The 14,202-nt window shown below is 60.3% G+C and carries 8 protein-coding genes and 3 pseudogenes; 5 read left to right on the top strand and 6 right to left on the bottom strand.

From position 1 onward, the window contains the following. Positions 1-657: 657 nt before the first annotated feature. Complete coding sequence (locus tag U5A82_RS03515) at positions 658-1,605, bottom strand: LysR family transcriptional regulator (RefSeq protein WP_326288645.1); 948 nt, start codon at positions 1,603-1,605, stop codon at positions 658-660. A 135-nt stretch (positions 1,606-1,740) separates the two neighbouring features. On the opposite strand from U5A82_RS03515, the gene dctA reads away from it, so the two are divergent. From dctA to U5A82_RS03540, 5 genes are all read left to right on the top strand, one after another. Continuing rightward, positions 1,741-3,057, top strand: a complete 1,317-nt coding sequence (dctA, locus tag U5A82_RS03520) for a C4-dicarboxylate transporter DctA (RefSeq protein WP_326288646.1) — start codon at positions 1,741-1,743, stop codon at positions 3,055-3,057. A gap of 55 nt (positions 3,058-3,112) precedes the next feature. Further along, positions 3,113-4,276: a mandelate racemase/muconate lactonizing enzyme family protein gene (locus U5A82_RS03525; RefSeq protein WP_326288647.1), complete on the top strand. Its 1,164-nt coding sequence runs from the start codon at positions 3,113-3,115 to the stop codon at positions 4,274-4,276. Between the two features lie 158 nt (positions 4,277-4,434). Further along, positions 4,435-5,946 (top strand): alginate export family protein, encoded by a 1,512-nt coding sequence (locus tag U5A82_RS03530; RefSeq protein WP_326288648.1) that lies wholly within the window; start codon positions 4,435-4,437, stop codon positions 5,944-5,946. Positions 5,947-5,968: 22 nt separating this feature from the next. After that, positions 5,969-8,260 (top strand): NADP-dependent malic enzyme, encoded by a 2,292-nt coding sequence (locus U5A82_RS03535; protein WP_326288805.1) that lies wholly within the window; start codon positions 5,969-5,971, stop codon positions 8,258-8,260. Next, positions 8,257-9,060: a 2-keto-4-pentenoate hydratase gene (locus U5A82_RS03540; protein WP_326288649.1), complete on the top strand. Its 804-nt coding sequence runs from the start codon at positions 8,257-8,259 to the stop codon at positions 9,058-9,060. Before U5A82_RS03535 ends, U5A82_RS03540 begins: the two co-directional genes overlap by 4 nt. Before the next feature lie 219 nt (positions 9,061-9,279). Here U5A82_RS03540 and U5A82_RS03545 read toward each other — a convergent pair. The 5 genes and pseudogenes from U5A82_RS03545 to U5A82_RS03565 all read right to left on the bottom strand — a co-directional run bounded on the left by U5A82_RS03545 (position 9,280) and on the right by U5A82_RS03565 (position 14,112). Continuing rightward, a pseudogene (locus U5A82_RS03545) lies at positions 9,280-10,031 on the bottom strand (CoA transferase). Next, positions 10,028-10,369, bottom strand: coding sequence for a CoA transferase (locus tag U5A82_RS03550; RefSeq protein WP_326288650.1), 342 nt, complete (start codon positions 10,367-10,369; stop codon positions 10,028-10,030). The pseudogene U5A82_RS03545 and the gene U5A82_RS03550 overlap by 4 nt, the downstream one beginning before the upstream one ends. 23 nt (positions 10,370-10,392) lie before the next feature. Then, positions 10,393-11,160 (bottom strand): annotated as a pseudogene (locus U5A82_RS03555) (enoyl-CoA hydratase-related protein). Between the two features lie 356 nt (positions 11,161-11,516). Beyond that, a pseudogene (locus U5A82_RS03560) lies at positions 11,517-12,372 on the bottom strand (IS256 family transposase). Between the two features lie 486 nt (positions 12,373-12,858). Beyond that, positions 12,859-14,112, bottom strand: coding sequence for an NAD(P)/FAD-dependent oxidoreductase (locus tag U5A82_RS03565; protein ID WP_326288651.1), 1,254 nt, complete (start codon positions 14,110-14,112; stop codon positions 12,859-12,861). Positions 14,113-14,202: the final 90 nt, after the last annotated feature.

Here is a 14,202-nt window from a genome sequence, read left to right on the forward strand (position 1 = left end):
AGGTAAAGCGCCTCGGTTTCCCCGGCTGGCTTTGCACTTGGGCCATGCAACGACTTCGAGGCTGTCGATGGCTGCATGGTCGTTTGCCTCATGCCCAGCAGACGCAACTTGGGCAATGGTGCCGAAAAGGCGATGTCCATAATATCAGTCGATCCAGCGCAAGCTTTGCCACCTCTGCCGCAGATGCTTTGGGGCAAGTGCATGACCTCCAGTTATGATTGTTATGACGAGCGATTGAACCTGCGATCGAGGCGACTGAGTGGCTTTTCGCGCGCCGAACAAGAAAGGAGGCGAGCAAGGCACGCGTTGGCCGGGCGTGATACCTTTCTGGGAGGGCTGACCGTAGCTTGGGTAAGCAGCAAGGCTGCTGGAGGAGACTACACTCGCAGAACATGCCGCGGCAAACTAAAGCGCGACCCGCTGGTGCATTATATTATATATATAATAAATCGTAAATTATTACAGAAATTATAATAAAAATTAGATATATTTAAGCCAAATTGAATACTGTCACGAACAACAATCCCTTCAAGATTTTTGATTATCGTCAGATGTCTTGTGCCTTAACCCCTGAATTGACAAACTTTATTGCCACAAAATATCTATAAAGTGAAAATATAAAAAAGAGGAATTTTATTGTTAATCGTCGACATGTGTTCACAAAAATGTCTGCCAGAAACGCTCCGATGAAGAGTTGAGGCGTGCGACCGGACGGGTCAAAGCAATATCTACAACCGTCGTGCATATGCTCTCACCAGCTTCAACCAAAGTACCCCCCGTGATGTCCGCATTAGCCAGGGATTTGGGGAGCCACGCAACCCCATGACCGTCTCGAGCCATTGTAAGTAGCGCAGCCGCTAAGCGCGACGTCATTACCACTGCTGGCAAAAAGCGATGTCCCTTCTGAGCCCAGTCGGCTTTCAGGATTCTGCCTAATCCGGAAGGATTGCTATAGGCTAGATGCGGGAATGGCGTCTCATCCTGCCCATCTCCAAGGAGCCATATTGGTGTTCCGTCAGTTCTCGGCCGGCACACCGGGATCAGCACATCTTCGCCAACCTTCACGGTCCGGAACTGGCGCGGGTTAAGCGCGGTTTCCACCGACGGGTGACTGTGGTGCAACAGAAATGACGCATCGCCGCGGAGCATCATCTGCTCGCAAGCCTCCATGCTGTCAGACATGAGATTTAATGTCTCGTGCGGCGCGTGGAGACGTATCCATTCCGGAAAGAATGTGAAGGACAAGGCGTGCGTGGCAGCGAGCGGTAGCGTTGTTTCGGCCCGCCCCGCAGCTTCCAGCGCTCCTGCCTTTGCTCGATACAGATCACGCACGACGGCCTCGGCCGTGGCACTGAAAGCTTCGCCCGCGACTGACAACTGCACGCCCTGAGGAGAGCGGATGAACAGCGGCGATCCGATCCAATCCTCCAAGGAATGAACACGCCTGCTGAATGCCGGCTGCGTTACGTTCCGGCGCTGAGCTGCACGAGAGAAATTTCTCTCCTTCATCAATGCGATGAAGTCTTCAAGCCACTCCAAATTCATAATTCTGACTGCCCTCTCTCTCACTCCATGGACGAACGATAAACTCAGGGTGTCAAGCATCGCAATGCAATATCGGCATAACGACAAACTGCATCAGCATTGGATGCAATGGGGTCCACGCATTTAGAAGCCTCCCAAACCCCAATGAGGGCCGGGTCGCAATGCAAATGCGCTCGCCGGAAACGGAGAGATGTGATGGCTAAAAGGTTACTCAGCCAGCTATATATTCAAGTACTTATCGGCATCATTGTTGGCGGTGCTATCGGTCTTCTCGCGCCCAGCATTGCTGTACAGCTTCAGCCCCTTGCGGACGGTTTCATCAAGCTGATCAAGATGCTGCTTGCGCCGATCATTTTCGGGACAGTGGTGCTCGGCATAGCCAAGATGGGCAACGTCAAGGAGGTGGGCAGGATCGGCGTGCGCGCCATGATCTACTTCGAGGTGCTCTCGACGCTCGCACTCGTGATCGGCCTCGTTGTCGTTAATCTGATGAAGCCGGGCGCAGGCATGAATATCGATGCAAAGAGCATCGACGTCACTGGCATCGCCAAGTATCAGGCCGCTGCTACCGAAGATCACAGCCTCGTCGGCTTCCTTCTCAACATCATCCCGAAGAGCATGGCCGATGCCTTTGTCAGTGGTGCGATGCTCCAGGTCATTCTGGTCGCACTGCTCATGGGCATAGCCCTAGTCTCGATCGGCAAGCGCGGCGCGCCGTTGATCGATGTGATCGATTCGCTTCTTCAGGCCTTGTTCCGAATCGTCGGCATGGTCATGCGCCTTGCTCCGATTGGCGCAGGTGCTGGCGTCGCCTACACGATCGGCAAATATGGGGTCGGCTCGCTGTGGGCGCTGGGCCACCTTATGCTCGCGGTTTACCTGACCTCGGCGTTCTTCGTGATCGTCGTAATTGGTAGCATTGCTCGCTGGGCTGGCTTCCCGCTCATGCACTTCTTCCGCTACTTCAAGGACGAGCTGTTGGTCACCTTCGCGACCTGCTCAACCGAAGCGGTGATGCCCCGGATGATGGCCAAGCTGGAGCGCCTGGGCGTCCATAAGCCCGTTGTCGGCCTGGTGCTTCCGACCGGTTATACCTTCAATGCCGACGGCACCTGCATCTATCTGACCATGGCTGCGATTTTCATCGCCCAGGCGACCAATACCCCGCTTACGCTTTGGCACCAGATCGTCATTCTCGGCGTGCTGCTGCTCACCTCCAAGGGATCGGCAGGCGTGGCCGGTGCCGGTTTCATCACGCTGACGGCCACCCTCTCGACCTTCGATTCCATCCCGGTCGCCGGACTTGTGCTGCTGCTTGGTGTCGATCGGTTCATGAACGAGGCGCGCGCCGTCACCAATGTCATCGGTAATGGCGTGGCGACAATCGCCATCGCCAAGTGGGAAGGCGCCATCGACCGCGACACGGTGAACGCGGTGATCGCCGAACAGAAGGGCGAAATCCCCCGCCAGATCACTCTGCACACGACGCCGGAGCCTGAAGTCCAGCACTGACGGCGCGACCAGACAATCACCCGACCTCACATCCAGTTCAAATCAGGAGCAACCAATGCGTATCGTTGACGTCTGCGAGATCACCAAGCCGATCTCCTCCCCCATCCGCAATGCCTACATCGACTTCAGCAAGATGACCGCCAGCCTGGTGGCTGTCGTCACCGACGTGGTCCGCGACGGCAAGCGTGTTGTTGGCTACGGCTTCAATTCCAACGGCCGCTACGGCCAGGGCGGTCTGATCCGTGAGCGTTTTAAGGACCGGATCCTCGAAGCCGATCCCGCGAGCCTGCTGAACGACGAAGGTACCAACATCGATCCCTCTAAGGTCTGGGACGCGATGATGACCAACGAGAAGCCCGGCGGCCACGGCGAGCGCTCGGTTGCCGTCGGTACGCTAGACATGGCGATCTGGGACGCAGTCGCCAAGATCGAAGGCAAGCCGCTGTTCCGCATGCTGGCCGACCGCCACGGCCGTGAAGCCAACCCGCGCGTCTTCGTTTACGCTGCTGGCGGTTACTACTACCCAGGCAAGGACAATAGCCAGCTCTGCGCGGAAATGCGTGGCTATCTCGATCGCGGCTACAACGTCGTGAAGATGAAAATTGGCGGCGCCTCGCTTGAGGAAGACCGGGGCCGCATCGAGGCCGTGCTCAAGGAAATCGGCAACGAGGCACAGCTCGCTGTCGACGCCAATGGCCGTTTCGATCTCGAGACCGGCATCGCTTATGCCAAGATGCTGCGCGACTACCCGCTGTTCTGGTACGAAGAAATCGGCGATCCCCTCGATTACTCGCTGCAGGCCGCGATCTCAGAATATTACCCCGGCCCGATGGCCACCGGCGAGAACCTGTTCTCGCATCAGGATGCCCGCAATCTGCTGCGCCACGGCGCTATGCGTCCCGACCGCGACTACCTGCAGTTCGACTGCGCGCTGTCTTACGGCCTGGTTGAATACCTGCGCACCCTCGACGTGCTCAAGCAGTTCGGCTGGTCGCCTTCGCGCTGCATCCCGCACGGCGGTCACCAGATGTCGCTCAACATTGCTGCCGGCCTCGGCCTTGGCGGTAACGAGAGCTACCCCGACCTGTTCCAGCCCTATGGTGGCTTCCCCGATGGCGTGAAGGTCATCGACGGCCATATCACCATGCCTGAGCTTCCCGGCATCGGCTTCGAAGGCAAGTCTGACCTTATCAAGGTTATGCGCGAACTCGCGGAGTAAGTTGAGATCGGCCCGGATGCCCTAAAGGGGGATCCGGGCTCTTCCACATCGCCTCGCACCTTTATCGCGCAGCGAGACCAACGTTGCGATCGGTTGCTCCCTCAAGCTCTAGAAGCATCACAGCCAGACGGCCGCAGAGCCGTCAGCGGGAGAGAAGCATGAAAAGCTACGGTTACGCCGCAGCTACGGCCTGCGCGGTCGTAGCCCTGACAATTGCGACCAGCGTACAAGCACGGGAAAGCATGAAGAGACGGCCCATCAGCGCCTTGGAAGCAAAAGATACCCGCGTCCCTGCGACGCCGATCGTGACTGCTTACCCAACGGCTGCGGCGGGCGACGGTAACACTTCGAACGGCTACAATCCCCTGCGCTGGGCGGAAGACTGGACCAAGATGCGCGACCCTGCGAAGCGCGACGATCCGATTGACCATATCAAGTACATTCCGCTCGGCTCGGACGATGTCTATTTGACGGTGTCTGGTGAATTGCGCTTGCGGATGAACACTACCAGCAATCCGCAGGCTCGCGAGCTTCCGTACCAGCGCCAGGACGCGTATCGCGTGTTTCTCGGCGCCGATCTGCATGTTGGTGAGCATGTGCGTGCCTATGGCGAACTGGCGCGCGGGGTCATGACCGGCCGCAATCTCGGAACACTGTCCGGTACGCTGCGCAATGACTTTCTCGTTCAGCAGGCGTTCGTCGACGTGACCGGATCGGTCGCGAACCTCGATGTCGGTGTCCGCGTTGGACGTCAGATCTTCATCGACGGTGCGAATCTCCTGATCGCCAACCGCGGCAACAATACGGTCCAGACCAGCCTCACTGGCGTTCGCGTCTGGGCTTTGGGATCGAAGGCCCGCGTCGATGTTTTCGACCTGTATTATACAGACTTCGGCAATGGCGGATTTGGCGACGACCCCACCGACCATGACCGGCGTTTCAGTGGCGTCTCGGCGGGATACGTCCTGCCGACCAACCTGTTCGGCAAATCCCGCCTCTACCTCGATCCGTTCGTCTGGCGGCTGCGCAATCGGAACACCACCTGGGGCGCGGAGACGGCTCGCGAGGAGCGTGTCTACACCGGTGCCCATTTGTGGGGTGACGTCGGCCCGCTGACGCTGGACTGGACCGTCAATCACCAAGGCGGAAGCTATGGCTCGCGCACGCTCGACGCATGGCAGATCCTCCTCGCCCAGACCTATCGTCTCGGAAAATCCAACACGGCTCCCCGGCTCGGCCTCCATGTCGATTATGCGAGTGGCGGCGGAGCCTATGACCGGGGTAAGCTGCGCAACGCCTTCGCGCCATACGGGAACAACATCTACTACAGCTATGCCGGCTTCCTCACGCCGACGAATCTGATTGCCGTCGCGCCAAGCCTTACGGTCATGCCAACCAAGAAGCTGCGTGTGACCGGCGAATATCAGTTTTCATGGCGAGCGACTACGCGTGACGCGATCTATCGGGCAAATGGCTTACCCTTCACCGGCACGTCGGGACGTGGTGATCGCAAGACCGGCGACGTCGCCCGGCTGCAGGCAATCTGGAGTCTAACACCGCGGCTATCCGTGACCGGACGGCTGGAACACCTGCTCGCCCACGGCGGCCTCACTGACAATGGCTATCACAGCTCATCCTATGCCGGCGCATGGGTGAGCTTCCGGTTCTAAGAAAGAAGACCTCCAGATGAGCATGAACGACGATTTCAGGCAGGCCGCGCTGGACTATCACCGCCTTCCTCAACCCGGAAAGCTGGCAGTCCAGGCCACCAAGCGCATGGAAACCCAGCGCGATCTTGCACTGGCGTACTCGCCAGGCGTGGCGGCAGCGTGCGAGGCGATCGTCTCCGATCCCAGCACGGCAAGGGATTTTACCGCTCGCGGCAATCTTGTCGCTGTTGTCACCAACGGGACGGCGGTACTGGGTTTGGGTAATATCGGTCCGCTGGCCTCAAAGCCGGTGATGGAAGGCAAGAGTGTCCTCTTCCGCAAGTTTGCAGGGATCGACGCCTTCGATATCGAGCTCGATGCCAGCGATCCCAAGGCGTTCTGCGACGCGGTGGCGGCGATGGAGCCCACCTTCGGGGGAATCAACCTCGAGGATATCAAGGCGCCTGAGTGTTTCGCGATCGAGGCTGAGCTTCGTTCGCGGATGAACATTCCCGTCTTTCATGACGACCAGCATGGTACGGCGATTGTCGTGGCAGCGGCCGTTCGCAATGCGCTCCTGCTGCAGGGCAAGCGGATCGAGGATGTCAGGCTCGTCACATCGGGCGCAGGCGCAGCCGCGCTAGCCTGTGTCGATCTGCTCGTTTCGCTGGGCCTCCCGGTCGACAACGTCACACTGACCGACATTGACGGTGTCGTCCACGCCGGCCGCAATGCCGACATGCCGCCCAACATGGCCCGCTACGCTCGGGTGACTGATGCCCTAACCCTTGGGGAAGTCGTAAGCGGAGCGGATATCTTCCTCGGCCTGTCCGCGCCGGGTGTATTCAAGCCTGAGTGGCTGCCGCTTCTTGCGGACAAGCCCGTCATTCTGGCGATGGCCAATCCGCAGCCCGAGATCATGCCTGACCTTGTGCGTGAAGGCCGGCCAGATGCCATCATAGCCACGGGCCGCTCGGACTTCCCGAACCAAGTGAACAACCTGCTGTGCTTCCCTTACATCTTCCGCGGCGCACTCGACTGCCAGGCGACCGAGATCAACGAAGAGATGAAGCTGGCAGCGGTCGAAGCGATCGCCGCCTTGGCCCGCGCAGAGCCAGACGAAGCCGTGGCCAACGCTTATGGCGGTGAGCCAATGCTGTTCGGGCATAATCATATTATTCCCAAGCCCTTCGACCCGCGCCTGATCCTCGAAGTGGCGCCTGCCGTCTCCGAGGCCGCGGCGCGCACCGGGGTAGCGCTCAGCCCTATCACCGACATGGTCGCCTATCGCGCCAGCCTCGGGCGGCATGCCTATCGGTCCAGCCAGCTCATGATGCCGGTTTTCGATGCAGCACGGCGTCAGCCCCGCAGGGTAGCCTACGCAGCAGGTGAAGCCGATTCCGTACTTCGTGCCGCACAGATCGTGGTCGATGAGCGGCTCGCCAGACCAGTTCTGGTCGGGCGGACCACCGTCATGGAAGCGGCGCTGAACCGATTGGGCCTGCGCATCCGGATTGGCGAGGACATCGAAGTCTTTGATCCGACGCTGGAGAACGACACGTTCGAGATGCTTGTCGATGCCTACACCAAGCTGGTCGAGCGCCGCGGTGTTACGCCTGCGGCTGCTCGTAAGCGGGTTCGACTTCGCCCGACAGTCACGGCAGCGATGCTGCTGCAGGCTGGCCTCGTCGATGCGGCCCTGTGCGGCACGCCTACGGACTGGTGGGAGGAAACCCGCCTGACCCTGGAAATCATTCCGCGTGCTCCCGGGGTCGCCCGCGTATCGGCATTGACGGCCCTCATCCATGAACAAAATTCGCTGTTTTTCGCGGACACCCATCTCAATATCGATCCGAATGCCGAGCAGATCGCCGAGTTCACCATCATGGCTGCCGAGCAGGTACGCCGCTTTGGTATCACACCTGCCGCAGCGCTACTGTCACATTCCAATTTCGGTGCATCCAATTCGCCGAGTGCACGTAAGATGCGCGAAGCTCTTGCTATCTTGCGCACCAAAGCGCCGGAACTGCTGGTGGACGGAGAGATGCACACCGACAGCGCGCTCAACCCGGCTATCCGGGAACGCAGCGTGACGACGTCGGTTCTTGGCGGGGCGGCCAACCTCCTGGTGATGCCCTCGCTGGATGCGGCTAATATCGCCCTGACCCTCGCGACCTCGGTGACCCGCGGTTTGTCCGTAGGGCCCCTGCTCATGGGCATGTCGAAGCCGATCCACGTGCTTGTAGCCTCGACCACCACGCGCGGCATCGTCAACATGACTGCGCTTGTTGCTAGTGAGAGCGCCCAGACCGCAGCTGCTGGTTCTTCCGCATGAGCTTGCCGCCAGCCGACATCGATCTACATGCAGTGGTTCGGGCTTTCGTGGAGGCACGCCGTGCCGGGCGTTCGATAGCCGCCTTTCCTGGCCAGGTCCCCCGGTCGATCGATGAAGCCTATCGTGCCCAGTCTTTGGCTATCGATGCCTGGCGGGGAGAACTCGCCGGGTGGAAGGTTGCGAAGATCAATGACCCATGGCGCGACCCGCTCGGAGTGGATCGCTTCATCGGCCCGATTTTCGATGAAACAATTGTCAGGGATGCCAACACTTGCATCTTTCCCGCCTACAGGGGCGGACAGGCTGCCTTCGAAGTCGAACTTGCGCTGACTTTGGCGTGTGACGCGGATCCACGACGCACGGACTGGAGATCCCATGATGCTGCATTGCTAGTTGGCGAGGTCAACATGGCTGTGGAATTCGCGGCCAGCCCGCTCGGGATTTTAACCGCCCTGGGGCCGCTGGCATCCATTTCCGGTTTCGGCAACAACAACGGGCTCCTGCTCGGACCCGTCATAAGTCTCGACGCGACCATGATCTCCGGAAGCTGTGAAGCTTTGATCGACGTGCAATCCGTGGGTGCAGGCCCCCTTTGGACGGGTCCAGATGGACCGCTCCCTGCATTCGCTTTTGCACTCAATGAGGCGGCACGCTTGGGGCGGCCGATGACCAAAGGCCAGATTGTCAGTACTGGAGCGCTCACCGGCGTTCACCCCGTCCAAATCGGTCAGGCGTGCGAAGCCGACTTTAAGGAATTCGGACGGTTGCTTTGCACGGTTCAAGAGCAGGAGCCCGCATGACGAACCTTAGGCTGTGTCGTCGTCACTCAGCGCCACTTTGACCAAAGCAGGATCAACGCCATGATGGAGGCAGGTTCTGATCTTGAGATCGCCGCCCGACGCGCTTGCGTTGAGCAATTCCGCCTTTTCGGGCAAAGGATTCGATGCCGTAATGGCCCAGCGCCTCAAGATATGCTCGCAGAACCATATGCAAGCCTGCCTGGCGGGGCTGTTAGGCGGTCAGCCTAGCCAGCGTGACAGAACGGGCTCTGGATCGAGGGCCGCTGGCTCCGGTGGCCACTGTGCCGCCCCTGGCGTGGCGGAAAAACGTGGCACGGGCGCTGGCAAGGTCACACCGCCGATCTCCGCGAAGGTGCCGCGGGCAACGTTGTGCGGATGGCGCGGTGCCTCTTCCATCGACAGAACAGGCGCGAAACAGACGTCCGTCCCTTCCATCAGTGCGCACCATTCGTCCCGCGTCTTTGTCGCAAACGCGGCCGCCAGTGCGGCCTTACGGGCCGGCCATGCCATCTTGTCCATCTGCGGGCCAAGCAAGGCATCGCCGAGGTTCATCGTATCCACCAGCAACCGATAGAATTGCGGTTCGATCGATCCAATGGCAACCCAGCGGTCGTCGGCACAACGATAGGTGCCGTAGAAATGCGCTTCACCATCGATCAGATTGGCCTCCCGCCGGTCCACCCTCTCACCTGCCGCCTTCATCCCGTAGAATAGCGATCCGAGATAGGACGCGCAGTCCGTCATCCCGACATCCACCACCTGACCAATGCCGGTTGCGCGGGCGTTGAGGAGAGCCCCGAGCACGCCAGCGACGAGGAACATCGCCCCGCCACCATAATCCGCGGCAAGGTTCAGTGGCGCGACCGGTCGATCGCCGGGCCGATTGCATGAAGCATACCGGTAAACGCGAGATAGTTGATGTCGTGCCCGGCCGTCATGGCATAGGGGCCATGCTGTCCCCAGCCGCTCATCTGGCCATAGACCAGCCCGGATTACGGGCGTGCATCGCCTCTGGTCCAAGGCCCAGCCGTTCCATTACGCCAGGTCGGTTTCCTTCAAAAACGAGGTCGGCCTTTTCTGGCAGCGCTAGCGCCGTAGCCCCATCGGCGGGCACTTTCAGATCCAGCCCGATGGTACTACGCCCGCGCGCGTCGAACCGGGTTGCGGGCGGATCAGGCGCGCCGACGCGGGCGATCTGCACCACATCGGCACCCAGATCGAAAAGAAATGTGCCTGCAAACGGTCCGGGCCCCAGCCCGGCGAATTCAAGGACCTTCACGCCAACCAGCGGTCCGCTCGGTTTCGTCATTTGGCTCGTCTCCATTGTGTCGATCATCTACCGGTGAAGGCGGGGTGGCGCTTCTTCTCGCGGAATGCGGCGATCCCCTCTCTGAAATCCGCGCTGGCTCCTGCCTCGCGCTGGGCGCGCCTTTCCATCGCCAGCGCCTCGACCAGCGGCTGTTCGAGCGCCTGGCGAACCCCCTGCCGGATCAACGCATAGGCGCGGGTCGGGCCGGTCGCGAGCATGCTCGCCAGCCCTTCGACCCGATGGCCTAACGCCGCGTCATCGACGACCTCGTAGATCATTCCCCAGTCGCACGCCGTCTCGGCCAGCATTCGCTCGGCCAGCAGCATCATTGCCTACGCACGTGCACGGCCAACCAGCCGGGGCAGCAGCCAGATGCTGCCCGCGTCGGGCACCAGGCCAGCCCTGGCGAACGCCTGCAAGAAGAAAGCGGAACCTGCGGCAATCCTGATGTCGGCGGCCAGCGCCAGCATGCAGCCGGCCCCTGCCACCGCACCATGCACGCCGGCGATAATCGCCGCCGGCAGATCGAACATGCGTTCGATCAGCGGATTGTAATATTCCTCAAATACCTGCCCGGCATCAAAACTGGCCTCGCCGGCGGGCGACCCGCCGCTGCTGAGATCCGCCCCGCTTGAAAAACCGCGACCTTTGCCCGTCGGAAGCACCACGCGCGCCTGCCCGGATCCGCGAATATGATCCAGCGCGTCGATCAACTCGTCAAGCAACGGGCGGCTCAGGGCGTTCAGCGCCTGCGGCCGGGCCAGGATCAGCCGTGCGATGCCGTCCGCCATCTCCAGCCGTCAGCCTGAAAATCGTTCGGCCATCTTTTCACCACCATAGGCGATATGCAATTGCTCGCCAAACGCAAGGCCTGTCACGTGCGCCCCTGATTGCTATCATTCAGAGGTAGAGCCGTCTCTTTTCCCACTATCCCACCTCTGCTGATCAGAGCAGGAATACGGGGCTCCGCTGCGCCATGCGGGTTCAAATCTCGAAGATCAACAACCGCGAGCCTTGAAACTGCCATCGTGAAAAGGCGGGATGACCCTAGAACTTGGAATGTTTTCTAAGTTGCTCGGATCGTGTCCCACCTGATGGTGTAGGTTCGCCAGCGTAGCTTTGGCGATCTCCGGCTAAGCCGGGTTGATCATGCTGCCATGGCAGGCAACGTGATGATGGCATTATCGCTTAATCCCGAGACGCTCTCAAATGTCATGTAGCGGGAGCGCTGGACCGCCCATTCATCATTTTGTTCGAGCAAGATAGCGCCGACGAGGCGGGTGATGGCCTCTTCATTGGGGAAGATGCCAACGACGTCGGTACGCCGCTTGATTTCGCCATTGAGCCGTTCGATCGGATTATTGGAGTGTAATTTGGTGCGGTGTTGTGCGGGGAACGTCATGTAGGCCAGCACATCTTCCTCCGCGCTGTCCATCAGAGCAGCGAGTTTTGGCACGGTGGGCCGTAGCTGATCGGCAACGCTGCGCCACTGGGCTTTGGTGGTTTCCGGGGTGTCCTGGGCAAAGGCGGTGGCAATGAACGCCGACACGACCCGGCGACCGCTCTTGCCTGCATGGGCCAGGGCGTTACGCATAAAATGGACGCGGCAGCGCTGCCAGGTCGCGCTGAACACTTTGGCAACGGATGCCTTGATACCCTCGTGGGCATCGGAGATGACCAGCTTCACGCCGCGCAAACCGCGGCGGGCAAGGCTGCGCAGGAAGTCGGTCCAGAAGACCTCGGCTTCGGAATGGCCGATCGCCATTGCGCAGCTTGGGGATCCGCAGCTCGACGGCGCCGGCGCGTGTCTCCCAATCCCGGTCGCGATAGCCGTTACGCTGTGCGAGACGCTCGGCATCCTTCTCGCCATAGGCAGCGCCTGTCAGGCCGCCCACTTCCAGTTCCATCAGCCGCTGCGCGGCAAAGCCGATCATGTCGCGCAGAAAATCGCCGTCCGCACTCTTCCCAACCAGGGTGTGCAGGTCCATCTTGTCGGCGGTCATCGGTGGTCTCCTTGAGTTGAGTGTTGCAACCCAAATTTACCGAAGTTCGCCGATGACCACCCGCGAAACTGACCGGCCGCTACAGCGCTTTATCGATGAGCGCGCGTCTGGTCAGCTTCGCTACCGGCGGAAGCTACACCACCTCCCGGGAAACAACCGTTGCTCGCGCCGTGTTGGCACTCTCACCGCTTCAGGCGACTTGCGCGGACGTCCTCTGGGACTAGCTTCGTTTGCGTCGACCGGGGATACAGGTGACGGATCGATCGCCCACTTGATAAGGATCCACGCATAATCGGCGAGGCTAACAGCGTCGGCTCAAACCGTCTTGTCAGATGCCCCGCGACGCTCCGCGCGTATCGCCGACTGCGCCATCTAGTAGGGCTGTGATACCGTCTGCAAGGGACAGGCCGTGCGGATGAGGAACTGGTCGGCGCCGGTGCCATCAACTCCATACCGAGGTTCGGCCCAGCGAAAAAACTGCTCCGGCTATTGTGGTTCTCGCGTCCGAGAAACGGCCACGATGTCCTTGAGCGACATCGACAAATCCGCGAGCAAGTGGCGATCGGGCGCGGCACCGCCCGCGACAAGGGCGCGCCCCTGCACGTAATCCTTCGTCGCGTTGACGCAATCCAAGGCCACGACTTGGCCAGCCTTGAGATAGATCAGGCTGAAGCTGCGCTGCGTGGGATCGCCACGCTGTACGACCGCATCAAACCCGGTCGAGAGGCCGACCGTCTGTAGTCGCAGATCATATTGATTCGACCAAAACCAGGGCACTGCATCGTAGGACGTCTCAATGCCGGCGATTGTCTTCGCCGCGACTGTCGCCTGATCATTGGCGTTTTGGACCGATTCCAACCGAATTTGCGCGCCCGCCGCGTAGCCATTGCTGTGAAGTGCGCAATCTCCGATGGCGAAAACATCAGGAAGGCTGGTCCGGCACTGCTCATCGACAGCCACACCGTTTCCGCCGATCGCGCCCGCCAAGAGAATTGGTTCCACTGATGGGACGATACCGATACCCACAATAACCATCTCACATTTCAGCGTATCGCCGCCTTGAAGCCGGACTGCCGTAACCTTGTCGCCATAGCCTTCTATGCAATCGACTTTGGCATTGACACGCACATCAACGCCATAGGCGCGGTGTTCGCCTTCATAGAAATGTGACAGCGCCTCCCCGGCCACACGTGAGAGAACCCGGTCAAGCGCCTCAAGCACGACCACTCGCTTGCCGCTTTTGGCTAGCACGGCCGCTGCCTCCAGCCCGATAAAGCCTCCACCGATTACCACGGCGCGCGAGATGCCGCCCAGTTCGGCCTTCATCCGATCGACGTCGGCGCGTGTCCGCACGGTATGGACGCCAGCAAGATCGTGGCCGGAACAGACAAGCTTGCGCGCTGCCCCTCCGGTCGCCCAGATCAGCTTGCCATAACCGACGACCAGTCCGTCATCGCTGGTCACATTGTGTTTTGCGGCATCGACCGCAACAATCCGGCGGCCCAATAGCATAACGATGCCCCGTTCATCCCAGAATGAAGGCGGTCGGATGAGAAGGCGCTCGAACGTCTTTTGACCGTCTAGATAGTCCTTCGAGAGCGGCGGACGCTCATAGGGGAGTTCCGGCTCGTCGCCGATCATTGCGATGGTGCCGGCGAACCCGTTTTGCCGGAGCGCGATCGCCGCCTGCGCACCTCCGTGCCCAGCTCCAACGATCACGACGTCGTATCTGTGTACCATGCTATTCTCCGTCTCCGCCCTTCTCTACCTCGTCGGCTGAAGTGCGTGCCGGCTATGCTGACAATTTATCTGTCTGTGGCCGGGCGCTGG

The organism is Sphingobium sp. CR2-8, from assembly GCF_035818615.1.
GTDB lineage: Bacteria > Pseudomonadota > Alphaproteobacteria > Sphingomonadales > Sphingomonadaceae > Sphingobium.